The organism is Pseudomonas sp. E6002, from assembly GCF_013385565.1.
Lineage (GTDB): Bacteria > Pseudomonadota > Gammaproteobacteria > Pseudomonadales > Pseudomonadaceae > Aquipseudomonas.
Genome location: NZ_JACAPT010000011.1, coordinates 127,073 through 151,794 on the forward strand (window position 1 = coordinate 127,073; position 24,722 = coordinate 151,794).

The following is a 24,722-nucleotide window of genomic DNA, read 5'->3' on the forward strand; positions in this document are numbered from 1 at the left end:
AATTTGAATTTATCTTTTCAAGTTTGTAGTGTGGCTTTACGTCACAGGTCATTCCGATCTGCCCGGGCGTTTGCCGTACCCAATTGAGTAGAGGTATCCCCATGGTTATCTGGTTATTGGCGGGACTCGCAGCAGCGATCGCCCTGGCGTATCGACAAGCCGCTGCCACCCTCTGGCTGGGTGCCGGCCTGGTCTGGCTGGCGGTCGGTTACCTGTTCAACGCAGTCGCCGGTTTCGGCGCCGGCGTGGTGGCGGTGCTGGTGGTGTTGCCCGCGCTGCTGCTGACAATCAAGCCCCTGCGCCGCGCGCTGTTGACCAGCAAGGCCCTGGGCCTTTTTCGCGGCATCATGCCGGCGATGTCCGACACCGAGCGTGCTGCCATCGAGTCCGGCACCGTGTGGTGGGACGCCGAGCTGTTCAGCGGCAAACCCCGCTGGGAACGCCTGCTGCAAGCCGCACCGGCCAGCCTCAGCGCTGAAGAACAGGCTTTCCTCGACAACGAAGTGGAGACCCTGTGCGACATGTCCAACGACTGGGAAACCACCCAGGTCTGGCAAGACATGTCCCCCGAAGGCTGGCAGTACACCAAGGATGCCGGCTTCCTCGGCATGATCATTCCCAAGCAGTACGGCGGCAAAGGCTTCTCCCACTATGCGCATTCGCAAGTGGTGATGAAGCTCTCGACCCGCTGCTCGGCGGCGGCGATTTCAGTGATGGTGCCCAACTCCCTGGGCCCGGCCGAACTGCTGCTGCACTACGGCACCGACGCCCAGCGCAACTACTACCTGCCACGCCTGGCACGGGGCGAAGACATCCCGTGCTTCGCCCTGACCAGCCCGTATGCCGGCTCCGACGCCGGCGCGATTCCAGACCTCGGCATCGTCTGCAAGGGCATGCACGAAGGCGAGGAAGTACTGGGTTTTCGCGTGACCTGGGACAAGCGCTACATCACCCTCGGCCCCGTCGCCACCGTGCTCGGCCTGGCCTTCCGCGCCGAAGACCCGGACGGTCTGCTCGGCCAGCCGGGCTCCCTGGGCATCACCTGCGCGTTGATCCCCACCACCCATCCGGGGGTGAACAGCGGCCGGCGTCACTGGCCCCTCAATGCCGTATTCCAGAATGGCCCGACCACCGGCAAGGATGTGTTTATCCCGCTGGAATGGGTGATCGGCGGCCGCGAACAAGTCGGCAACGGCTGGCGCATGTTGATGGAATGCCTGGCCGCCGGGCGGGCGATTTCCCTGCCGTCGGCCAACGTCGGCCTGGGCAAGGTGGCCGTGCGCGGCACCACCGCTTATGCGGCGATGCGCAAGCAATTCGGCCTGCCCATCGGCAAGTTCGAAGGCGTGCAGGCGCCCCTGGCGCGCATGGCCGGGCATCTGTATGCCTGCGACGCGGTGCGCAAGGTCTCGGTAGCGTCATTGGATGCCGGTGAAAAACCCTCGGTGATCTCGGCCATCGCCAAATACCACGTTACCGAGCGGGCACGCATCATCGTCAACGACGGCATGGACATCGTGGCCGGCAAGGGCATCTGCATGGGGCCCAACAACTTCCTCGCCCGGGCCTACCAGCAAAGCCCCATCGCCATCACGGTGGAGGGCGCGAATATCATGACGCGCTGCCTGATCATCTACGGCCAGGGCCTGATCCGCTGCCATCCGTATGTGTTCCGCGAGATGGAAGCGGCGCGCAATACCGACCGGCGCAAGGCCCTGGTGGACTTCGACAGCGCGATGTTCGGTCACCTGAGCTTCGTGCTGGCCAATACCGTGCGTGCCGCAGTGTATTCGCTGACGGGCGGACGGCTGATTTCCGTGCCGGGCAAGACCGATCCGGCGCTGGCGTCCTACTACCGCCAGGCCAATCGGCTGTCGGTGGTGTTGGCGTTGATCTCGGACATTTCCATGGGCGTGCTGGGCGGAGCCCTCAAGCGCAAGGAGAGCATCACCGGACGGCTGGGGGACATTCTGTCCCAGCTGTACATCCTGTCCTGCGTGCTCAAGCGTTTTGAGGATGATGGCCGGCCACAGGCAGATTTGCCGCTGGTGCATTGGGCGGCCCAGGACGCGTTGCTGCGCGCCCATGAGGCCCTGGCCGAAGTGCTCGACAACTACCCGTCGAAAGCCGCGGCGGCGGTGGTGCGTGGCTTGACGTTCCCGTTCGGTATTCCACAGCGCAAACCGTCGGATCGCCTGTTGGCGCAAGTGGCGGAGCTGGTGCAGGTGCCGGGGGAAACCCGCGACCGCTTGCTGGGCAATTCCTACATTCCTCGGCCGGAAATCGACAAGCTGGCTTACGGCGAGTTGGCCTTGCGCCTGTTGCCGCAAGTGGAGCTGATCGAGGCGCGGCTCAAGGGGGCGATCAAGCAAGGCCTGATCGAGCCAATGCCGATTTCCAGTGCGGCGTTTACTCCGTGGCGAGTCAAGGCGCGGGCGCTGGACCTGATCAGCGAGGAAGACGACAGCTTGCTCGCGCGCTATGTGGAATATGGCGATCACGCGATCCAGGTGGACGACTTCCCGCAGGACTTCGGTTTGCTGGAAGCCTTGCAACAGCGCCAGCAGGCGCTGGAACAGGCCGCCAAACCGAGCGCAAGACGCCGCGCCAACCAAGGCGAAAACGCGCCGGTCAACTGACTGGAACTGGAGGAACACGACCCCTGTAGGAGCTGGCTTGCCTGCGATAGCGTTGGTTCAGTGCCAGATGTGTTGGCTGACACACCGCAATCGCAGGCAAGCCAGCTCCTACAAGGATCGGGTTTCCATGGCAACACCGTGTTTGTGAGTGAATTTATCCATGAGTGACAGCTACCTCTCTTTCGTCAATTCCCCCTGGGGAGCCTGGTTGGCCCGCACTGCCGGGCTGCCCCAACCCCTGGCATTGCAACGTCACCGCAGCGGCCAGCAAGGCCTGGCCAACCCGGTAATCGTCGCGGGGGTAGGGCGCCTGGGGGCGCAAATCCAGCGCATCTTCACCGCCACCGATACAGTGACCGCCACCGCTGCGACCCTCAAGGCACCCTCCACGGTCAAGGTCCAGGGCGCGGTGTTCGACGCCAGCGACATCGCCGACCTCAAGCAGTTGGACGAGCTCTACGAATTCTTCCACGCCAACGCCAGGCGCCTTGGGCAGCACGCCCGGGTGGTGGTGCTCGGCACCGCGCCGGAGTTGTGCAAGGACCTGCCCCAGGCCATTGCCCAGCGTGCCCTTGAGGGCCTGGTGCGTTCGTTGGCCAAGGAGTTGCGCCGGGCGATCACCGTGCAGTTGATCTACGTCGCACCGGGTGCCGAGGACGGGCTGGAAAGCAGCCTGCGGTTCTTCCTGTCGCGGCGCTCGGCCTATGTTTCGGGGCAGGTGGTGCGCCTCGAAAAACCCGTCGATAGCCCAACCGAAATCAACTGGGACAAACCCCTCGGCGGCCGCCGTGCCCTGGTTACCGGCGCCTCCCGTGGCATCGGCCTGGCAATCGCCCAGGTGCTGGCCCGCGATGGAGCCCATGTGGTCTGCGTGGATGTGCCCCAGGCCCAGGATTCGCTGCAACAGGCGGCCGGCAGTGTCGCAGGCACCGCACTGGCGCTGGACATCACCGCCACCGATGCCGCGCAGCAGTTGCACGCCCATGTCAGCCAACACGGTGCATTCGACGTGGTGGTGCACAACGCCGGGATTACCCGTGACAAGACCATCGCCAAGATGACTGAGACCGCGTGGCGCAGCGTACTGGCGGTCAACCTGGAAGCACCGTTGCACCTGAGCACGGCGCTGCTGGAAAGCCAGGGCCTGAATCCGGGCGGGCGGATCGTGTGTGTCTCATCGATTTCCGGTATCGCCGGCAACCTCGGGCAAAGCAACTACGCCACCTCCAAGGCCGGGGTGATCGGCCTGGTACAAGGCCTGGCCCCGCAGGCGGCGGCGCAGCAAGTGACGGTGAATGCCGTGGCACCGGGCTTTATCGAAACCCAGATGACCGCGAAGATCCCGCTGATGATTCGCGAAGCGGGGCGGCGGATGAACTCGATGTCCCAGGGCGGGCAACCCATCGACGTGGCAGAAACCATCGCCTGGCTGGCGCATCCGGCATCCGGCGGGGTCAATGGCCAGGTGGTGCGGGTCTGCGGCCAAAGCCTGTTGGGAGCCTGAGCATGGACTATGTGACGCAGATTATTGACCCGCCGCCCTCGCGCTCGCGGCTGTTGCTGGACGGGGTATTGGGGCTGCGCAAACCGAAGCTGGAAGGCGAGCCGACGTTGCCGAAAGAACGCCTGGTGCGTTCGGCCGTCGAGCTGTCTGCCCAAGGGATCGCGGCTTACGGTCGGGCCTGTGGTTTCCGCCATGAGCAAGGCGTGCCGCTGTCCTATCCCCATGTGCTGGCGTTCCCCTTGCACCTGATGCTGCTGACCCGCCCGAGTTTCCCGTACCCGGCCAGCGGCATGGTGCATTTGGCCAATCGCATCCGCCAGCATCGACGGCTGGAGGCGGGCCAGGCCTTGCGCCTGGAGGTGTATTGCGAACGCTGGGTCGCCCATCCGAAAGGCCAGGCGCTGAGAATCGCCACCCGTGGCTACAGCGCGGGCGCCCTGATATGGGAGAGCGACAGCCTGTACCTGCGCCGTGACGTAAACGCGCCGGTTGGCGAGCCGTGGGACGACGCGTTGCCCTTGCAGGAAGATGGTTTGCTGCGCACTCAACGCTGGGTGCTGCCGGCGGATCTGGGGCGGCGTTTCGCCAGGGTCTCGGGGGATTTCAACCCCATTCATACCTCGGTGATCGGCGCCCGATTGTTCGGTTTTCGCCGGGCCATCGCCCACGGCATGTGGACCCTTGGCCGCGCCCTGGCCGCCCAGCAACCCCCCGGCGGACTGGACCAGGCCGAGGCCCATTGCGACTTCAAGCTGCCGATCTTCCTGCCCGGCCAGGTGGCGCTGTGGAACGTTCCGCCAACCGGCCCGCGCCGTGAGTTTGAAGTGCGTAATTTCGCCGGTGACAAACCCCATATGCGTGGGCTGTTTATCTGGAATGAGACCGATCGATGAGTGACTACAGTTTCAACCCTGCCCCGACGCGCCGCGTGGCGATTATCGGCGGCAACCGTATCCCGTTCGCCCGCTCCAACACCGTGTACGCCCATGACAGCAACCAGGATCTGCTGGTCGCCGCCCTGCAAGGCCTGGTGGACCGCTACAACCTTCACGGCCTGCGCCTGGGCGAGTTTGCCGCGGGTGCGGTGATCAAGCACTCCCGGGATTTCAACCTGGCCCGGGAAAGCCTGCTGTCTACCACACTGTCTCCCGAAACCCCGGCCTACGACCTGCAACAAGCCTGCGGCACCGGCCTGGAAGCGGCGTTGCTGGTGGCGAACAAGATCGCCCTTGGGCAGATCGAAGTGGGCGTTGCCGGTGGTTCCGACACCACCTCCGACGCGCCCATCGGCATCAACGAGTCCCTGCGTCGCACCTTGCTTTCAGCCAACCGCGCCAAGGGCACCGGCGCCAGGTTGAAGGCCTTGATGGGTGTGCGCCCGTCGATGTTTTTCAAGCCGCTGCTGCCGCGCAATGGCGAGCCGCGCACCGGCTTGTCCATGGGTGAACACTGCGAGGAAATGGCCAAGCGCTGGCAGATCAAGCGCCTGGCCCAGGACGAGTTGACCCTCACCAGCCACCAGCGGCTGGATGCGGCGTACAAGCAGGGTTTCTTCGATGATTTGATCAGCCCGTATCGCGGCCTGGCCCGGGACAACAACCTGCGGGCCGACGCCAGCCTGGAGAAACTTGCCGGCTTGTCCCCGGCCTACGACCGCCAGAACGGCACGCTCACCGCCGGCAACTCCACGCCCCTGACTGACGGCGCGTCGGTGGTGCTGCTGGCCAGCGAGGAATGGGCCGCCGAGCGCGGCTTGCCCGTATTGGCGTACCTGCGAACCGGTGAAACCGCTGCGGTGAATTTCGTCGACGGCACCGAAGGCCTGCTGATGGCGCCGGCCTACGCCGTGCCACGCATGCTCAAGCGCGAGGGCCTGACGTTCGCCGACTTCGATCTGTTCGAGATCCACGAAGCCTTCGCCGCTCAGGTGCTGTGCACCCTCAAGGCCTGGGAAGACCCGGATTACTGCCGCGACCGCCTGGGCCTCGACGCGCCGCTGGGCAGCATCGACCGCAGCAAGATGAACGTCAACGGCGGCTCCCTCGGCTGCGGCCACCCCTTCGCCGCCACCGGTGGCCGGCAACTCGCGGCACTGGCCAAGGCGATCCACCAGCGTGGCGGCGGCCGCGGCCTGATTTCGATCTGCGCGGCGGGTGGGTTGGGCATTACCGCTATCGTCGAAAAGTAGTTCCCACCATAAAAACAACAAGGAGACTGCCATGAACGCTGTAAGCCTGGAACAGACCGAACGCCTCTGGTTGAACGCTTACCTGCCCGGCGTACCGGCAGACATCGATGCGGGCATCGAGGATTACCCGTCGTTGCGCGAGGTGTTCCTGGAGCACCTGCACAAATTCCGCGACCGCGTGGCCTACGTCAGCATCGGCACCGAAATGACCTACGCCGACTGGGAGGTGCAGGGCATCGCCTTTGCTGCGTGGCTGCAAGCCCAGGGTGTGAAGAAGGGCGACCGGGTGGCGTTGATGATGCCCAACTGCTTGCAGTACCCGATCTGCCTGCTGGGCACGATTCTCGCGGGTGCGGTGGTGGTCAACGTCAACCCGCTGTACACCGCCCGGGAGCTGCAGCATTTGCTCAAGGACAGTGGCGCAGAGACCCTGGTGATCTTCGAAAACTTCGCCCACACCCTGGAGAAGGTGGTGGCCGCCAGTACCGTCAAACGTGTGGTGATCGCGGCCATCGGTGACCTGCTCGGCACCTTCAAGGGCGCGGCGATGAACTTTATCCTGCGCAGCGTGCAGAAGCAGGTGCCGCGTTTCAACCTGCCGGGGGCCGTGCGTTTCAACCAGGTGTTGAAACAGGGACGCGGACAAACCCATCTCGCCGTGCCGATGAACCGCGAAGACCTGGCCTTCCTGCAATACACCGGCGGCACTACCGGCGATGCCAAGGGCGTCATGCTCAGCCACCGCAACATCATCGCCAACCTGTTGCAGGCCAAGGCGTGGGTCGGTGATCAGCTCGATCAGAACCAGCAGGAAACCAACGTCACCCTGCTGCCGCTGTACCACATCTTTTCCCTGACGGTGAACTGCCTGATGTTCATGTGCCTGGGCGGGCGCAACATCCTGATCGCCAACCCACGGGATGTGAAGCGGGTGCAGATGATCCTGCGCAAGGAGCGTTTCAACGGGATTGCCGGGGTGAATACGCTGTTCAACGGCCTGCTGGAAAACAAGGAGTTCTGCGCCCGGGATTTTTCCGATTTGCGCATGGTGATCGCCGGCGGCATGGCCACCCATACCGCTGTGGCCAAGCGCTGGAAGGAAGTCACCGGCTTGCCGATCATCGAAGGCTACGGCCTCACTGAATGTTCGCCGGTGGTGAGCATCAGCCCCATCGACATCTCACGCATGCGCGAGATGGAATTCACCGGCAGTATCGGCGTGCCGTTGCCGTCGACCTGGGTGCGGTTCATTCGTGAGGACGGTGAGTTGGCGGAACTGGGCGAGCAGGGCGAACTGCAAGTACGCGGCCCGCAGGTGATGCAGGGTTACTGGAAACGCCCGGCGGAAACCGCCGAGGTGCTGGATGCCGAAGGGTGGCTGTCTACCGGGGACATCGGGGTGATGAATGAGCAGGGCTTCATCCGCCTGGTGGACCGCAAGAAAGACATGATCCTGGTGTCCGGGTTTAACGTGTACCCCAACGAGATCGAAGACGTGGTGGCGTTGCATCCGGGCGTGGCGGAAGTGGCGGCGATCGGGGTTGAGGATGGGGTGACCGGCGAGCGGGTCAAAATCATCGTGGTGCGCAAGGACCCAAGCTTGACCCAGGAGCAGATTCTGGCGCATTGCCGGGAATATTTGACGGGGTACAAGGTGCCGCGGTTTGTCGAGTTTCGTACTGAAGAGTTGCCCAAGACGACGGTGGGCAAGGTGTTGCGCCGGGCACTGCGCTAAGCCTGAGTGAACGCGGTCAAAAATGTGGGAGCGGGCTTGCTCGCGAATGCGGTGGAACAGTCGATGGAGATGTTGACTAACAGACCGCATTCGCGAGCAAGCCCGCTCCCACATTTGATCTTTGGTGGCTGAACGGTCGCAGTCAGTCGTCGAATCCCACCTGCTCATGAATCTCATCGACCTTCAATTCCAGCCGATACGCCACGGCAATAAACAACGCCTGGCACAGGCACAGCGTCGCACTCAGTGACCTGAACGCAAACGACGAGCCTTCATTCACCAGCAACACCGTGCTCGCCCGCTTGGCCAGGGGCGACAGGTTGCTGTCGGTAATGATCAGGGTCTTGGCCTGATGGTGCTGGGCAATCCGCAGGCAGTGCTGGGTTTCCTTGCCATAGGGCGTAAAGCTGATGGCAATCACCAGGTCATTCGCCCGTACGCTGCGCATCTGCTCGCGATAACTGCCGCCCAACCCCGACACCAAATGAATCCGCTTGTTGGTGTGCTGCAGGTTGTACACCAGGTAATCCGCCACGGCGAACGAGCGGCGCACGCCCACCACGTAGATATTGTCGGCATTCACCACCAGGTCCACGGCCTTGTCGAAGGCTGCGTCATCCAGTTCCAGCCCCAGGCGCTCGATCCCGGAGAGGGTGGCATTCACGCACTCACGCGCCAGGTCGCCGCCGCTGGCTTTCTGCGACTTGTTGGCGATCATGCTGCGGATGCGTTGCTGGTAGTTCTGCACCGGCGTGGTCTTGTGGGTGTAGGCCTCGCGGAACAGCGCCTGCATTTCACTGAAACCACTGAACCCGAAACGCTGGGAAAACCGCACGATGGCCGACGGGTGCACTTCGCATTCACGGGCGATGTCGCTGATGCGGTCGACCATGATCCGGTCGCTCTGCTGGCTCATGTAGCTGGCGATGCGCTTGAGCTGGCGCGGCAGGCTCTCGTATTCATCGGTGATCAGCTGCAACAACCGCTCGGCGTTCAGCGGCGGGCTGGCGAGTGCGTCTTCCGGGGCGCTCTGGGACATAGGGAATCCTTCTGGCTTGTTCTTATAGGGCGCGTCGAGGCGCCCCTGACAATAAGTCGATGTGCGCAAGTCTACAGGGTAGGCGCAAAAAAATACCTCGGCATCCCGCCCCACGGTGCAGCTGAAACGATGCACTGCGGCTGGAACATACCGATGATGGCGTATTGGAAAATATATTCCACATAAAATATTTATAGAATAAATATTGATTGGCGTCACCAGACGTTCTAGTCTGCTTGCACCAAGAGCGTATGCCGCCACCGCGACGGCACACGCAGGCTGATAAAAATAACAGGAGCCAGCATGGGCCAGACTCGTTTTGCCAGTGGGCGTCAATTGGATCTGATTTGCCTGGGACGCCTGGGCGTCGACCTTTACGCACAACAAGTGGGTGCACGGCTGGAGGATGTCTCGAGCTTCGCCAAGTACCTCGGCGGTTCCTCCGCCAACATCGCGTTCGGCACTGCGCGGCTGGGGCTCAAGTCGGCGATGTTGAGCCGGGTAGGGGACGACCACATGGGGCGTTTCCTGCTGGAGTCCCTGGCCCGCGAAGGCTGTGACGTCAGCGGCATCAAGGTCGACCCGGAACGCCTCACCGCCCTGGTGCTGCTGGGCCTCAAGGACCGCGAAACCTTCCCGCTGGTGTTCTACCGCGAGAACTGCGCCGACATGGCCCTGCGCGCCGAAGACATCAGTGAAGCGTTCATTGCTTCCAGCAAGGCGTTGCTGATCACCGGTACCCACTTCTCCACCGACGGCGTGTACAAGGCCAGCATCCAGGCCCTGGACTACGCCGAGAAGCACAACGTCAAACGCGTGCTCGACATCGACTACCGCCCGGTGCTCTGGGGCCTGGCCGGCAAGGCCGATGGCGAAACCCGGTTTGTGGCCGACCAGAATGTCAGCCAGCACGTGCAGAAAATCCTCCCGCGTTTTGACCTGATCGTCGGCACCGAAGAAGAATTCCTGATTGCCGGTGGCAGTGAAGATTTGCTCACGGCATTGCGCACGGTGCGTGGCCTGACCTCGGCCACCCTGGTGGTCAAGCTTGGCCCCCAGGGCTGCACGGTGATCCACGGCGATATCCCGGCCCGCCTTGAAGACGGCGCGATCTACCCCGGGGTACGGGTGGAAGTACTCAACGTGCTGGGCGCCGGCGATGCCTTCATGTCCGGCTTCCTCAGCGGCTGGCTTGAAGACGCCAGCGACGAGCGCTGCAGCCAGTTGGCGAATGCCTGCGGCGGCCTGGTGGTGTCGCGCCATGCCTGCGCGCCGGCCATGCCGACCCGCGCCGAACTTGATTACCTGTTCAACAGCCCGGTGCCGATTACCCGCCCGGACCAGGACGCAGTGCTGCAACGCCTGCACCAGGTCAGCGTGCCGCGCAAGGTCTGGAAGCAGCTGTTTGTATTTGCCTTCGACCACCGCTGGCAGTTGGTGGAACTGGCCCAAAAAGGCGGCCAGGACCCGGCGCGCATCAGCGCCCTCAAGCAACTGTTTATCCAGGCCGTGGAACGGGTTGAAAGCAAACTGGCGGAGCAGGGCGTCGAGGCTGACGTCGGGATTCTGGCCGACCAACGCTTCGGCCAGGACGCGCTGAACGCCGCCAGCGGTCGCGGCTGGTGGATCGCCCGCCCGGTGGAAGTCCAGAATTCACGGCCGCTGGCCTTTGAACACGGGCGCTCGGTGGGCAGCAACCTGATTGCCTGGCCCCGGGAGCAGATCATCAAGTGCCTGGTGCAATTTCACCCCGATGACGAGCCATTGCTGCGCCTGGAACAGGAAGCGCAACTGAAGGCCCTGTATCAGGCGTCCCTGGTCAGCGGCCATGAGCTGCTGCTGGAAGTCGTGCCCCCCAAGGATCACCCGTCCACTTATCCCGACGTGCTCTACCGCAGCCTCAAGCGCCTGTACAACCTGGGTATCTACCCGGCGTGGTGGAAGATCGAGGCGCAGTCGGCGGCGGACTGGAAAAAGCTCGACGAGCTTATCCAGGAGCGCGATCCCTACTGCCGGGGCGTGGTGCTGCTGGGCCTGAACGCTTCCGCCGAATGCCTGGCCGATGGCTTCCAGCAAGCCAGCCAAAGCCAGACCTGCCGCGGGTTCGCCGTGGGTCGCACGATCTTCCAGGAACCGAGCCGAGCCTGGCTGGCGGGGGAGATTGACGATCAAGCCTTGATTGAGCAGGTGCAGTGCATCTTTGAGCAATTGATTAAGGCTTGGCGCAGTTCTCGAAGCTAAACACGGTCAAATGTGGGAGCGGGCTTGCTCGCGAAAGCGGAGTGTCAGTCGACTGATACACCAACTGAACCACCGCCTTCGCGAGCAAGCCCGCTCCCACATAAAGCAGATCTCAGGCAACTCTGAAAAAACAATAATAGGTGCAGCCATGCCCGCTATCCGAATTGGCATCAACCCGATCTCCTGGAGCAACGACGACCTGCCGGCCCTGGGCGGTGAAACGCCGTTGAGCACGGCCCTCAGCGAAGGCAAGGACATCGGCTACGAAGGCTTTGAACTCAACGGCAAATTCCCCAAGGACGCCAAAGGCGTCGGCGATGTATTGCGCCCCTACGACCTGGCGCTGGTCTCCGGCTGGTACTCCAGTCGCCTGGCCCGGCGCTCGGTGGCGGAAGAAATCGAAGCCATCGCCAGCCACGTCGAACTGCTGCGTGAAAACGGCGCCAGCGTGTTGGTGTATGGAGAAGTCGCCGACTCGATCCAGGGTTCGCCGGTGCGCCTGATCGAACGCCCGCGTTTTCACAGCGAACAGGCCTGGCAGGAATACGCCGACAAACTCACCGAACTGGCGCGTTTCACCCTGTCCCAGGGCGTGCGCCTGGCGTACCACCACCATATGGGCGCCTACGTCGAATCCCCGGAAGACATCGACCAACTGATGCGCCGCACCGGCCCGGAAGTCGGCCTGCTGTTTGATTCGGGCCACTGCTACATGGGTGGCGGCGAGCCTATCGAGGTGCTGCGCAAACACATCGCCCGCATCTGCCACGTGCACTTCAAGGATGTGCGCAAGCCGGTGGTGCAACTGGCACGCAACCAGATGTGGAGCTTCCCGGATTGCATCGTCAACGGCACCTTCACCGTGCCCGGCGACGGCGATATCGACTTCGCCGCGCTGCTGGACGTGCTGCTGGCCGCCAATTACCAGGGTTGGCTGGTAGTGGAGGCCGAGCAGGATCCTGCCGTGGCGCCGAGCTACATCTATGCGAAGAAGGGTTACGACACCCTGCGCGCACTGTTGAGCGAGAGGACTGGACAATGAGCCTGTTGGTCAAAAGCAGCAAGCGCGGGCAAACCCTGGTGGCGCTGGAAGAAGGGCGCCTGGAATACGTGGGCTTCGCCGCCTACCGCCTGAGCCTGGGTGAAACCTTGCCAGTCACCGCCGGCGACAAGGAACTGTGCCTGGTGCTGCTCAGCGGCCGGGTGACTATCCAGGGCGAAGGCTTCAACTGGGAAAACCTCGGTGATCGCCACTCGGTGTTCGAAGACAAGTCGCCCTTCGCCGCTTATTTGCCGCCAGGCACCGACGCCCAGGTCACCGCGCTGAGCGACGTGCAAATTGCCGTCTGCGCCGCTCCCGGCTCAACCGACGCAGGTCTGGCACCCCGTCTGATTCGCCCCGAGCAATGCAAGCGCAGCGTACGTGGCAAGGGCGCCAACACCCGCTACGTGTGCGACATCCTGCCCGACAGCGAGCCTGCCCATTCGCTGCTGGTGGTGGAAGTGCGCACACCGTCCGGTCACTCGTCGAGCTACCCGCCCCACAAGCACGACACCGACGATCTGCCGCACCAGAGCTTTCTCGAAGAAACCTACTACCACCAGATCAACCCGCCCCAGGGCTTCGTGTTCCAGCGCGTCTACACCGACGACCGCAGCATCGACCAGGCCATGGCCGTGGAAAACAGCGACCTGGTGGTGGTGCCCAAGGGGTATCACCCGGTCAGCGTGCCGTATGGCTACGAGTCCTACTACCTGAACGTGATGGCCGGCCCCAAGCGCGCCTGGCATTTCCATAACGACCCGCAGCACAGCTGGCTGCTGGATCTTTAAGCACTTTCGACGGAGAACAATAATGAGCAACGCCCCGGTAATCGGCCATTACATCAACGGCCAGGTGCACGACAGCGCCAGTGAGCGTTTCAGCAATGTGTTCAACCCGGCCACCGGCGAAGTCCAGGCCCGCGTCGGGCTGGCCAGCCAGAAGACCGTCGATGAGGCCGTGGCGTCGGCGCTGAAAGCCTTCCCGGCGTGGTCCGAGCAATCGTCCCTGCGCCGTTCGCGGGTGCTGTTCAAATTCAAGGAATTGCTCGACCGGCACCACGATGAGCTGGCTGAAATCATCAGCCGCGAACACGGCAAAGTGTTCTCCGACGCCAAGGGCGAAGTCACCCGTGGTATCGAGATCGTCGAGTTCGCCTGCGGTGCGCCAAACCTGTTGAAAACCGATTTCAGCGACAACATCGGCGGCGGCATCGACAACTGGAACCTGCGTCAGCCACTGGGCGTGTGCGCCGGCATCACCCCGTTCAACTTCCCGGTGATGGTGCCGCTGTGGATGATCCCGCTGGCGCTGGCCACCGGTAACTGCTTCATCCTCAAGCCGTCGGAGCGCGACCCGTCCGCCAGTTTGCTGATGGCCCGCCTGCTGACCGAAGCCGGTCTGCCCGACGGTGTGTTCAACGTGGTGCAGGGTGACAAGAGCGCGGTAGACGGCCTGTTGCAGCACCCGGATATCGAGGCGATTTCGTTCGTCGGTTCCACCCCGATTGCCGAGTACATCCACCAGCAGGCCACCCAGCGCGGCAAGCGTGTGCAGGCATTGGGCGGGGCGAAGAACCATATGATCGTGATGCCCGACGCCGACCTGGATCAGGCGGCTGACGCCTTGATCGGCGCGGCTTACGGCTCGGCTGGCGAGCGCTGCATGGCGATCTCGATTGCGGTGGTGGTGGGCGATGTCGGCGACAGGCTGATCGAAAAACTGCTGCCGCGTATCGACCAGTTGAAGGTCGGCAACGGTATGCAAAAAGACAGCGAGATGGGCCCGCTGGTTACCGCCGAACACAAGGCCAAGGTCGAAGGGTTTATCGACCAGGGCGTGGCCCAGGGCGCGAAGCTGATCGTCGACGGTCGTGGCTTCAAGGTGCCGGGCGCGGAGGGTGGTTTCTTCGTCGGTGCGACCTTGTTCGATAACGTCACCACCGAAATGAGCATCTACCAGCAAGAGATTTTCGGGCCGGTGCTGGGCATCGTGCGGGTGGCGGATTTTGCCAGTGCCGTGGCCTTGATCAACGCCCATGAGTTCGGCAACGGCGTGTCGTGCTTTACCAGCGACGGCGGCATTGCCCGTGCCTTTGCCCGCACCATCAAGGTCGGGATGGTCGGCATCAACGTGCCGATTCCGGTGCCGATGGCCTGGCATTCGTTCGGTGGCTGGAAGCGCTCGCTGTTCGGCGACCACCACGCCTATGGCGAAGAAGGCATTCGTTTCTACAGCCGCTACAAGAGCGTCATGCAACGCTGGCCCGACAGCATCGCCAAGGGCCCTGAATTCAGCATGCCAACCGCCAAGTAACGTTTTCGAGTGTGGAGCACAACAATAATGAAGTCGCCTCTACGTTTTGCCCTGAACCGCATGGTCGCCCCCAGCCTTTCCCTGCCCGATTTTATCCAGCTGGCGGTGACCCTGAAATGCGACGCCATCGAGATCCGCAACGACCTCAAGGGCATCGAGATTGAAGACGGCACCCCTGCCAGCCGCGTGCGCGAATTGTGCGCGGTGCATGGCATCACGGTGCTGTCGATCAACGCGCTGTACCCCTTCGATGTATGGAATGACGAACGCCGCGCCCAGGCCATCAAGCTGGCGGCCTATGCCCGCGAATGCGGCGCGCAGGCGTTGGTGATGTGCCCGTTGAACGACCGCGCCGACCCGCGCAACGAAGCCCAGCGCGCGGCCGGTTTGCGCACCGCCTTGAGTGAACTGGCGCCGATCCTGCGGGAATACGGGATTCTCGGTTTTGTCGAACCCCTGGGGTTTGAAGAATGCTCCCTGCGCCGCAAGCGCGTGGCAGTGGATGCGATCAAGGCCATCGGCGGTCTGGATGTGTTTCGCGTGGTGCACGACACCTTCCACCACCACCTGGCCAGCGAACATGAGTTCTTTCCCGAGCTGACCGGGCTGGTGCACATCTCCGGTGTGGAAGATGCCGACGCACCGCTGAATTCGATTCGCGACGGTCACCGTGTGCTGGTGGGCGAGGCCGATATCCTGGGCAATGCCGCGCAGATCGACACGCTGCTCAGCACCGGCTACAGCGGCCACCTGTCGTTCGAACCGTTCGCCGCAAGCGTGCACGGCCTGGCCGATATCAAGCAGGCATTGGGGGCGAGCATCGCCCACCTGCAGAAACGATAAGGAGCACCCCATGACCACAACCCGATTGACCATGGCCCAGGCCCTGGTGAAGTTTCTGGATAACCAGTACATCGAAGTCGATGGTGTGCAGAGCAAGTTTGTCGCCGGCATCTTCACGATTTTTGGCCACGGCAATGTGCTGGGCCTGGGCCAGGCCCTGGAGCAGGACAGCGGCGACCTGGTGGTGCATCAGGGCCGCAACGAACAGGGCATGGCCCACGCGGCGATTGGTTTTGCCAAGCAGCACTTGCGCCGCAAGATCTACGCGTGCTCCTCCTCGGTGGGGCCGGGTGCGGCGAATATGTTGACCGCCGCGGCGACCGCGACCGCCAACCGGATTCCGTTGCTGCTGTTGCCCGGTGATGTCTACGCCAGTCGCCAGCCCGATCCGGTACTGCAACAAATCGAACAGTTCCACGACTTGAGCATCAGCACCAACGATGCCTTTCGTGCGGTCAGCAAATACTGGGACCGCATCAACCGCCCGGAACAGCTGATGACGGCGGCGATTCACGCCATGCGCGTGCTCACCGACCCGGCGGAAACCGGCGCCGTGACCCTGGCCCTGCCGCAGGATGTACAGGGCGAAGCCTGGGATTACCCGGATTACTTCCTGCAAAAACGCGTGCACCGTATCGACCGCCGCCCGGCGACCGAAGCGATGCTGGGGGATGCCGTGGCGGCGTTCAAGGGCAAGCGCAAACCGCTGATCGTGTGTGGCGGCGGGGTCAAATACTCCGGGGCGAATGCCGCGCTGCAAGCCTTTGCCGAACGCTTCGACATTCCTTTCGCGGAAACCCAGGCGGGCAAGAGTGCGGTGGTTTCAAGCCATCCACTGAACCTCGGCGGTCTTGGTGAAACCGGCTGCCTGGCGGCGAACCTGCTGGCACCCGAGGCGGATCTGATCATTGGTATCGGCACGCGCTATACCGATTTCACCACGTCGTCGAAGTCACTGTTCAAGCATCCTGAGGTGCAGTTCCTCAACCTGAATATCAGCCCGTGCGACGCACTGAAACTCGATGGCGTGCAGTTGCTGGCGGATGCCAAGGTTGGCCTGGAAGCACTGGCTGAAGCCTTGGGCGACTACCGTTCCAGCTGGGGGGATCAGCCACGGGATGCCAAGGCGCAATTGGACGTCGAAGTCGACCGGATCTACCAGGCGGAATACCAGACTGAAAACTTCGTCCCGGAAATCAACGACCACATGGACCCGGCGGTGCTGCGTGAGTTTATCGAGCTGACCGGTTCCTGCCTGACCCAAAGCCGCGTACTCGGTGTGCTCAACGAAGCCCTGGCCGACGACGCAATCATCGTCGCCGCCGCCGGCAGCCTGCCCGGTGACTTGCAGCGCAGCTGGCGCAGCAAGGGCGTCAACACCTACCACGTCGAATACGGTTATTCGTGCATGGGCTATGAGGTCAACGCCGCGTTGGGCGTGAAGCTGGCCGAGCCCGAGCGCGAGGTGTACGCACTGGTGGGCGACGGCTCGTACATGATGCTGCACTCGGAGCTGGCCACCTCGATCCAGGAGCGGCGCAAGATCAACGTGGTGCTGCTGGACAACATGACCTTCGGCTGCATCAACAATTTGCAGATGGAACACGGCATGGACAGCTTCGGCACCGAGTTCCGCTTCCGCAACCCCGAGACCGGCAAGCTCGACGGCGGTTTTGTGCCGGTGGACTTCGCCATGAGTGCGGCGGCCTATGGTTGCAAGACCTACAAGGTCAACACCGTGGAGCAGTTGCAGGCGGCGTTGGCCGATGCGCGCACGCAAACCGTGTCGACGCTGATTGATATCAAGGTCCTGCCGAAAACCATGATCCACAAATACCTGTCGTGGTGGCGCGTCGGTGTGGCGCAGGTGTCCACCAGCGCGCGCACCGATGCGGTGGCCAAACAACTCAATGAACGCCTGGCCAAGGCCCGGCAGTACTAATAACAAGAGGAGTGTTTTCATGTCTTTGAAGTTGGGTGTTATCGGTACTGGCGCCATCGGCCAGGATCACATTCGTCGCTGCAGCCAGACCTTGCTCAACAGCCAGGTGGTGGCCGTGACCGACATCAACCTTGAGCAGGCGGCCAAGGTCGTCGCTGACCTGAAACTCACCGCCGAGGTGTACCCGGACGGCCACGCGCTGATCAATTCGCCGCAGGTCGAGGCGATCCTGGTGACCTCATGGGGCCCGAGCCACGAAGAATTTGTGTTGGCGGCGATTGCGGCCGGTAAACCCGTGTTCTGCGAGAAGCCGCTGGCGGTGACTGCCGAAGGCTGCCGCAAGATCGTCGAGGCCGAAGTGGCCCACGGCAAGCGCCTGGTGCAGGTGGGTTTCATGCGTCCGTATGACCAAGGCTATCGCGCCTTGAAAGCCGTGATCGACAGCGGCCAGATCGGCGAGCCGCTGATGCTGCACTGTGCCCACCGCAACCCGAGGGTGGGTGAGAACTACAAGACCGACATGGCGATCACCGACACCCTGATCCACGAGCTGGATGTGTTGCGCTGGTTGCTGGCCGATGACTACGTGTCGGTGCAGGTGGTGTTCCCGCGTAAATCGAGCAAGGCGCTGGCCCATCTGCGTGACCCGCAGATCGTGCTGCTGGAAACCGCCAAGGGTACGCGCATCGATGTGGAAGTGTTTGTGAACTGCCAGTACGGCTACGACATCCAGTGCGAAGTGGTGGGGGAGACCGGTATTGCGAAATTGCCGGAGCCGTCCCAGGTGCAGATGCGCAGCGGGGCCAAGTTGTCGAATGCGATCCTGATGGATTGGAAAGACCGGTTCATCGCGGCGTATGACGTTGAGCTGCAGGCGTTTATCGACGGTGTAAGGGCAGGGCAAGTGGGGGGGCCGTCGGCGTGGGATGGTTTTGCAGCGGCGGTGGCGGCGGATGCGTGTATTGAGGCGCAGAACAGTGGGCAGATTGTGAAAGTGGGCCTGCCACCCCGTCCGCATTTCTACGGCTAACCACAACCCTCACTGATGTAACGCAGTCAGTGTGGGAGCGGGCTTGCTCGCGAATGCGGCCTTTCAGTCAACATTTGCATCGACTGACCCACCGCATTCGCGAGCAAGCCCGCTCCCACATTTGACCGAGTTCCTACCTCAAATTCGGGAGATCTCAAGCATGCGCATCGCATTAGACCCCTACATGTACCGCCACCTGCCCCTCGGCCAAATGGTCGACAAGGCCGCCGAGCTCGGCTACCAGCACATCGAACTCTCGCCCCGGGAAGACTTCCTGCCGTTCTACAAGGCCCCCCGGGTCGACCGCGCGCGCATCAAGGAATTTCGCAAGGCCTTGAGCGACGCCGGCGTGCAACTCTCATCCCTGCTGCCCATGTACCACTGGGCCGCCGCCGACGAAGGCCTGCGGGTTGCCGCCGTGCGCAACTGGAAGCGCGCGATCCAGATCGCCGTGGAAATGGACTGCGAGCTGGTCAACACCGAATTCACCGGCCAGTCCGACAATCCGTTGGTGTGCGAAAACCAGTTCATGCGCTCCATGGACGAGCTGATGCCGGAGTTCGAGCGCGAAGGCATCAAGCTGGATATCCAGGCGCATCCGTACGACTTCTGCGAGCGCAACAACGAGTCGGTGGACATCATTCGCGGCCTCGACCGCGACTGGATCAACTACCTCTACGCCGCGCCGCACACCTTCTTCTATGACGACGGCAAGGGCGATATCGCCTCGATGCTCAAGTACGCAGGCTCCAAGCTCAGCCACTTGATCATTGCCGACACTTACAACCACCGGGCGTCGTCCAACCTGCGCTACATCGTCAACCCGCCGGGCGTCACCGCCACCGTGCACCAGCACCTGGACATCGGCCAGGGCGAGGTGAACTGGGAGGCGTTTTTCGGCACTCTGCGGGAAATCAAGTTCGACGGCATTGCCACGGTGTCGGTGTTTGCCTGGGAAGACCGGCCGGATGAGTCCAACCGGATGATGCTGGAGCGGGTGACCCGCGAGTTGTGCTGTTAGACCGTTGTGGCGTGCCCTGTGGCGAGGGAGCTTGCTGCCCCGAAAAGCTTGCGACTGCTACGCAGTCGAGCGGGAGCAAGCTCCCTCGCCACAATTAACCAAGGAGTATTTGTATGCGAATCGGACTGGTTGGATACGGCAAAGGCGGCCGTGTATTTCATGCACCCCTGATAGCCAGCCTGCCGGGGGCGACCTTTGTCGGCGTGGTGACACGGTCACCCGAACGTCGCCAGCAACTGGCGACGGATCACCCCGGAGTGAAGGCCTTCGACAGTATCGGGCAGATCACCGAGGCCGGTGTCGACGTGCTGGTGATCTCCACCACCCTCAAGGGCCGTCCGGCCCTGGTGCTGGAGGCCATTGAGCACGGTGTGGCGGTGGTCAGCGACAAACCCTTTGCCAGCAATGCCGAACAGGCCCAGGCCTTGATCACCGCCGCCGAGCGCCAGGGCGTGCTGCTCAGCGTCTACCAGAACCGGCGCTGGGATTCGGACTTCCTGACCCTGCGCAAGCTGATCGACGCCGGAGCCCTGGGCTCCGTCACCCGCTTTGAATCCCGGGTGGAGCGCTACAACCCGGGCTCGGTGGGCAATGCCAGCGGCGGCGGCTTCCTGCGGGACTTGGGCAGCCACTTGGTGGACCAGGCCATGCAACTGTTCGGCCCGGTGGACCGGGTGTTCGCGCAGTTGCACTACACCGCCGATGAGCCGAACGTAGACCACGGCTTCTTTGTATCGCTGACCCACGCCAACGGGGTGATTTCACACCTGTGGGGCAGCGCCCTGCAAAACAGCCAGGCCCCGCGGTTTCGGGTGAATGGTACGGCCGGTTGCTACACCATCGAAGGGCTGGACGGCCAGGAAGAGGCGCTGCTGGCCGGCAAGACCCCGAAAACCGAAGGCGAGCACTGGGGCGCTGAAGAACATCGACGCTGGGGCTGGTTCGAGCAGGGGCCGGATCGTGAGCGGGTGCCGTCGGAAAAGGGCCGTTGGAATCAGTTCTACAGTCAGTTGCAAAGCGCGGTGGAAGGCCACGGCGAGTTGCCGGTGAACGTCCTGGATGCGCTGGCAACCACCCGCGTACTGGACGCCGCGCGCCTGAGTTCAGAGCGCCAGCAGGTAGTGGAAATGGCGGCTATGGAGCCTCATGGATGAAAAATAGAATAAAATTCTAAAACAGGTTGATATGGAAATTATTTTCCAATAAAGTCATTCCAGGTTGCATAAAGTACGTTCGGACTCGATTCGGGCGACTCGACAAAAACAAGATCAAAACAACCAGGTACCGTCAGATGAAAATCTTCAACGCTGTACTGCGAGTTTTACGTCCTGCCCTCCAGCCACGCGGTCTGCCCCGCGCCCGGCCGTTTTACTTTTCCCTCCTGAATGTCCTGTGCGTCGAAAGCAAGGGTTCCCTGGTGTGCTGCATTCCGGGGGCGCCGATCGTTCGACTGCCGACCGCTTCGCTCTGAAAAACGCAACGTCCACAAAACCAACAAGAAATTGGAGACAGACCGTTCATGAAGACCCCGATCCGTTTTACCGCGCTGGCCCTGTCCATGATGCTCGCCAGTGGTTTCGCCACGGCGGCCGATATCAAGGTGGGCGTGAGCATGTCGGCGTTCGATGACACCTTCCTGACTTACCTGCGCGAGGACATGGACAAGCAAGCCAAGTCCTACCCCAAGGGTGACGGCGTGCAGCTGCAGTTCGAAGACGCCCGCGCCGATGTGGTCAAGCAACTGAGCCAGGTCGAGAACTTTATCAGCCAGAAAGTCGACGCCATCATCGTCAACCCGGTCGACACGGCGTCTACCGCCAATATCAGTAAAGCGGCCCTCGCAGCGGGCATTCCGCTGGTGTACGTCAACCGTCGTCCCGACCAGACGGATCTGCCCAAAGGCATCGTGGCCGTGACCTCCAATGACGTCGAGGCGGGTCGCCTGCAAATGCAGTACATCGCCGAAAAGCTCGGCGGCAAGGGCAAGATCGTGATCCTGCTGGGTGACCTGGCGAACAACTCCACCACCAACCGCACCAAGGGGGTGAAGGAAGTCCTGGCCAAATACCCAGGCATCACCATCGAGCAAGAACAGACCGGCATCTGGCTGCGTGACAAGGGCATGACCCTGGTCAACGACTGGCTGACCCAAGGCCGTGAATTTAACGCGGTGCTGGCCAACAACGACGAGATGGCCATCGGTGCGTCCATGGCGTTGAAGTCGGCGGGCACCAAGCCGGGCACCGTGTTGATCGCCGGGGTGGATGGCACACCGGACGGTTTGAACGCGATTACCAAGGGCGACATGGCCGCGTCGGCGTTCCAGGACGCCAATGGGCAGGCCGTGGGTTCGGTGGAAGCGGCGCGCAAGATGGCCAGGCACGAGCCGGTCGAGCAGAACGTGGTGATCCCGTTCAAGCTGATCACCCCGGACAACGTCAAAGACTTCAAGTAGCCCTTAATAACAACAATAAACCGGCAGGGCAGCCACGGCGGCCCTGCTGACGGAGTACCCGATATGTTTGCTCAAGCGACTGCTTCCCAGCCTCCCGGTATCCAGCCCTTGGTACTGGAAGAACCCTATCTGCTGGAGATCTCCAACATCAGCAAAGGCTTTCCCGGCGTCGTGGCCCTGGCCGATGTGCAGCTGCGGGTGCGCCCCGGCTCGGTGCTGGCGCTGATGGGCGAGAACGGCGCGGGCAAGTCGACACTGATGAAGATCATCGCCGGCATCTATCAGCCCGACGCCGGTGAAATCCGCTTGCGTGGCAAGCCGATCAAATTCGAAACACCGCTGGCGGCGCAGAAGGCCGGGATCGCGATGATCCACCAGGAACTCAACCTGATGCCGCACATGAGCATCGCCGAGAACATCTGGATCGGTCGCGAACAGCTCAACGGCCTGCACATGGTCAACCACCGGGAAATGCACCGCTGCACCGCGCAATTGCTGGAGCGGCTGCGGATCAATCTCGACCCGGAGGAACACGTCGGTAACCTGAGCATTGCCGAGCGGCAGATGGTCGAGATTGCCAAGGCGGTGTCCTATGACTCCGACATCCTGATCATGGATGAACCGACCTCCGCCATTACCGACAAGGAAGTGGCCCACCTGTTTTCGATCATTGCCGACCTCAAGTCCCAGGGCAAAGGCATCATCTACATCACCCATAAAATGAACGAAGTGTTCGCCATTGCCGATGAAGTCGCGGTGTTCCGCGATGGCGCCTATATCGGCTTGCAACGGGCCGACAGCATGGACAGCGACAGCCTGATCTCGATGATGGTGGGGCGTGAGCTGAGCCAGCTGTTCCCGGTGCGCGACAAGCCCATTGGCGATCTGTTGCTGTCGGTGCGCGACCTGCGCCTGGACGGGGTATTCCAGGGCGTGTCGTTTGACCTGCACGCCGGGGAGATTCTCGGCATCGCCGGGCTGATGGGCTCCGGGCGGACCAATGTGGCCGAAACCATTTTCGGCATCACCCCAAGCTCCGGCGGCGAGATCCAGTTGGACGGCAAGACCGTGCGCATCACCGACCCGCACATGGCCATCGAGAAGGGCTTCGCGCTGCTGACCGAAGACCGCAAGCTCAGCGGCCTGTTCCCCTGCCTGTCGGTGCTGGAAAACATGGAGATGGCTGTGCTGCCGCATTACTCCGGCAATGGCTTTATCCAGCAAAAAGCCCTGCGTGCCCTGTGCGAAGACATGTGCACCAAGCTGCGGGTGAAAACCCCGTCGCTGGAGCAGTGCATCGACACCTTGTCCGGTGGCAACCAGCAAAAAGCCCTGTTGGCCCGCTGGCTGATGACCAACCCACGGCTGCTGATCCTCGACGAACCCACTCGCGGTATCGACGTGGGCGCCAAGGCCGAGATCTACCGGCTGATTTCCTACCTGGCCAGCGAAGGCATGGCGGTGATCATGATTTCCTCGGAGCTGCCCGAGGTGCTGGGCATGAGCGACCGGGTGATGGTGATGCACGAAGGCGACCTGATGGGCACCCTGGACCGCGCGGATGCGACCCAGGAAAAAGTCATGCAACTGGCTTCCGGTATGACGGCGGTCCACTAACGAACAGACGGCGCCGGCCCGTTGTGGCCGGCGCAACGCGATAAAAAAGGTGAGTGGTTATGAACGCGATACTGGAAAGCAAACCCGAGGAAAAGAAGCCCGCTGCGGCGCCGGTCAAGCACCGTCGACGCATGCCCACCGAGCTGAGCATCCTGCTGGTGCTGATTGGCATCGGCCTGGTGTTTGAGTTGTTCGGCTGGATCGTGCGCGACCAGAGCTTCCTGATGAACTCCCAGCGCCTTGTATTGATGATCCTGCAAGTGTCGATCATCGGCCTGCTGGCGATTGGCGTGACCCAGGTGATCATCACTACCGGTATCGATTTGTCCTCGGGCTCGGTGCTGGCGTTGTCGGCGATGATCGCCGCCAGCCTGGCGCAGACTTCCGACTTTTCCCGTGCGGTGTTTCCGTCATTGACTGACCTGCCGGTGTGGATACCGGTGGCGATGGGCCTGGGCGTGGGGCTGCTGGCGGGGGCGATCAACGGCAGTATCATTGCGGTCACCGGGATTCCACCGTTTATTGCGACCCTCGGCATGATGGTCTCGGCCCGTGGCCTGGCGCGTTACTACACCGAAGGCCAGCCGGTGAGCATGCTCTCGGACTCCTACACGGCCATCGGCCACGGCGCGATGCCGGTGGTGATCTTCCTGGTGGTGGCGGTGATCTTCCATATCGCCCTGCGCTACACCAAGTACGGCAAGTACACCTACGCCATCGGCGGCAACATGCAGGCGGCGCGCACCTCGGGCATCAACGTCAAGCGCCACCTGATCATCGTCTACAGCATCGCCGGCCTGCTGGCAGGCCTGGCCGGTGTAGTGGCGTCGGCACGGGCGGCCACCGGGCAGGCGGGCATGGGCATGTCCTATGAGCTGGACGCGATTGCCGCTGCGGTGATCGGCGGTACCAGCCTGGCGGGCGGGGTAGGGCGCATCACCGGCACCGTCATCGGCGCGTTGATTCTCGGCGTGATGGCCAGCGGGTTTACCTTCGTCGGCGTGGATGCCTACATCCAGGACATCATCAAGGGCCTGATCATCGTGGTGGCGGTGGTGATCGACCAGTATCGCAACAAGCGCAAACTCAAGCGCTGACACGGTCCTCAAG

Annotated in this window: 18 protein-coding genes; 17 read left to right on the top strand and 1 reads right to left on the bottom strand. The window is 62.5% G+C overall.

Translation table 11 applies throughout. From position 1 onward, the window contains the following. Positions 1 to 101 precede the first annotated feature (101 nt). From HX815_RS12370 to HX815_RS12390, 5 genes are all read left to right on the top strand, one after another. Positions 102 to 2,639: an acyl-CoA dehydrogenase gene (locus HX815_RS12370; RefSeq protein WP_177028330.1), complete on the top strand. Its 2,538-nt coding sequence runs from the start codon at positions 102 to 104 to the stop codon at positions 2,637 to 2,639. A gap of 160 nt (positions 2,640 to 2,799) precedes the next feature. Beyond that, positions 2,800 to 4,143: a 3-oxoacyl-ACP reductase gene (locus HX815_RS12375; RefSeq protein WP_177028331.1), complete on the top strand. Its 1,344-nt coding sequence runs from the start codon at positions 2,800 to 2,802 to the stop codon at positions 4,141 to 4,143. A 2-nt stretch (positions 4,144 to 4,145) separates the two neighbouring features. Continuing rightward, entirely contained in the window at positions 4,146 to 5,036 is an 891-nt protein-coding gene (locus HX815_RS12380) for a MaoC/PaaZ C-terminal domain-containing protein (protein ID WP_177028332.1), read from the top strand. Then, positions 5,033 to 6,331, top strand: coding sequence for an acetyl-CoA C-acetyltransferase (locus HX815_RS12385; RefSeq protein WP_102369297.1), 1,299 nt, complete (start codon positions 5,033 to 5,035; stop codon positions 6,329 to 6,331). Before HX815_RS12380 ends, HX815_RS12385 begins: the two co-directional genes overlap by 4 nt. A 31-nt stretch (positions 6,332 to 6,362) precedes the next feature. After that, positions 6,363 to 8,066, top strand: coding sequence for an AMP-binding protein (locus tag HX815_RS12390; RefSeq protein ID WP_003214676.1), 1,704 nt, complete (start codon positions 6,363 to 6,365; stop codon positions 8,064 to 8,066). A 142-nt stretch (positions 8,067 to 8,208) separates the two neighbouring features. On the opposite strand, the gene HX815_RS12395 is transcribed toward HX815_RS12390, so the two are convergent. Next, positions 8,209 to 9,105: a MurR/RpiR family transcriptional regulator gene (locus HX815_RS12395; RefSeq protein WP_003214679.1), complete on the bottom strand. Its 897-nt coding sequence runs from the start codon at positions 9,103 to 9,105 to the stop codon at positions 8,209 to 8,211. A 303-nt stretch (positions 9,106 to 9,408) separates the two neighbouring features. Here HX815_RS12395 and iolC point away from each other — a divergent pair, with 303 nt between their 5' ends. The 12 genes from iolC (at position 9,409) to HX815_RS12455 (ending at position 24,709) form a co-directional block, all read left to right on the top strand. Continuing rightward, positions 9,409 to 11,346, top strand: a complete 1,938-nt coding sequence (gene iolC, locus HX815_RS12400; protein WP_102605499.1) for a 5-dehydro-2-deoxygluconokinase — start codon at positions 9,409 to 9,411, stop codon at positions 11,344 to 11,346. A gap of 148 nt (positions 11,347 to 11,494) precedes the next feature. Beyond that, positions 11,495 to 12,388, top strand: a complete 894-nt coding sequence (gene iolE, locus HX815_RS12405; protein ID WP_087694126.1) for a myo-inosose-2 dehydratase — start codon at positions 11,495 to 11,497, stop codon at positions 12,386 to 12,388. Beyond that, positions 12,385 to 13,179, top strand: a complete 795-nt coding sequence (iolB, locus tag HX815_RS12410; RefSeq protein ID WP_177008224.1) for a 5-deoxy-glucuronate isomerase — start codon at positions 12,385 to 12,387, stop codon at positions 13,177 to 13,179. The genes iolE and iolB overlap by 4 nt, the downstream gene beginning before the upstream one ends. A 22-nt stretch (positions 13,180 to 13,201) precedes the next feature. Beyond that, positions 13,202 to 14,704 (top strand): CoA-acylating methylmalonate-semialdehyde dehydrogenase, encoded by a 1,503-nt coding sequence (locus tag HX815_RS12415; RefSeq protein ID WP_003214689.1) that lies wholly within the window; start codon positions 13,202 to 13,204, stop codon positions 14,702 to 14,704. Between the two features lie 27 nt (positions 14,705 to 14,731). Beyond that, positions 14,732 to 15,547 (top strand): TIM barrel protein, encoded by an 816-nt coding sequence (locus tag HX815_RS12420; RefSeq protein WP_177028333.1) that lies wholly within the window; start codon positions 14,732 to 14,734, stop codon positions 15,545 to 15,547. Positions 15,548 to 15,557: 10 nt separating this feature from the next. Beyond that, positions 15,558 to 17,489: a 3D-(3,5/4)-trihydroxycyclohexane-1,2-dione acylhydrolase (decyclizing) gene (gene iolD / locus HX815_RS12425; protein ID WP_087694124.1), complete on the top strand. Its 1,932-nt coding sequence runs from the start codon at positions 15,558 to 15,560 to the stop codon at positions 17,487 to 17,489. Between the two features lie 19 nt (positions 17,490 to 17,508). Further along, the gene (locus tag HX815_RS12430; RefSeq protein ID WP_008437157.1) at positions 17,509 to 18,519 is read left to right on the top strand and encodes a Gfo/Idh/MocA family protein; all 1,011 of its coding nucleotides are present in this window, start codon (positions 17,509 to 17,511) and stop codon (positions 18,517 to 18,519) included. Between the two features lie 160 nt (positions 18,520 to 18,679). Further along, entirely contained in the window at positions 18,680 to 19,540 is an 861-nt protein-coding gene (locus HX815_RS12435; RefSeq protein WP_003214697.1) for a sugar phosphate isomerase/epimerase family protein, read from the top strand. Positions 19,541 to 19,653: 113 nt separating this feature from the next. Next, complete coding sequence (locus HX815_RS12440; protein WP_087694123.1) at positions 19,654 to 20,694, top strand: Gfo/Idh/MocA family oxidoreductase; 1,041 nt, start codon at positions 19,654 to 19,656, stop codon at positions 20,692 to 20,694. A 365-nt stretch (positions 20,695 to 21,059) separates the two neighbouring features. Next, the gene (locus HX815_RS12445; RefSeq protein WP_003214701.1) at positions 21,060 to 21,995 is read left to right on the top strand and encodes a sugar ABC transporter substrate-binding protein; all 936 of its coding nucleotides are present in this window, start codon (positions 21,060 to 21,062) and stop codon (positions 21,993 to 21,995) included. Between the two features lie 63 nt (positions 21,996 to 22,058). Beyond that, positions 22,059 to 23,612, top strand: a complete 1,554-nt coding sequence (locus tag HX815_RS12450; protein ID WP_177028334.1) for a sugar ABC transporter ATP-binding protein — start codon at positions 22,059 to 22,061, stop codon at positions 23,610 to 23,612. 59 nt (positions 23,613 to 23,671) lie between these two features. Further along, on the top strand, positions 23,672 to 24,709 hold the full coding sequence (locus tag HX815_RS12455; protein ID WP_003214704.1) for an ABC transporter permease: 1,038 nt from the start codon (positions 23,672 to 23,674) through the stop codon (positions 24,707 to 24,709). Positions 24,710 to 24,722: the final 13 nt, after the last annotated feature.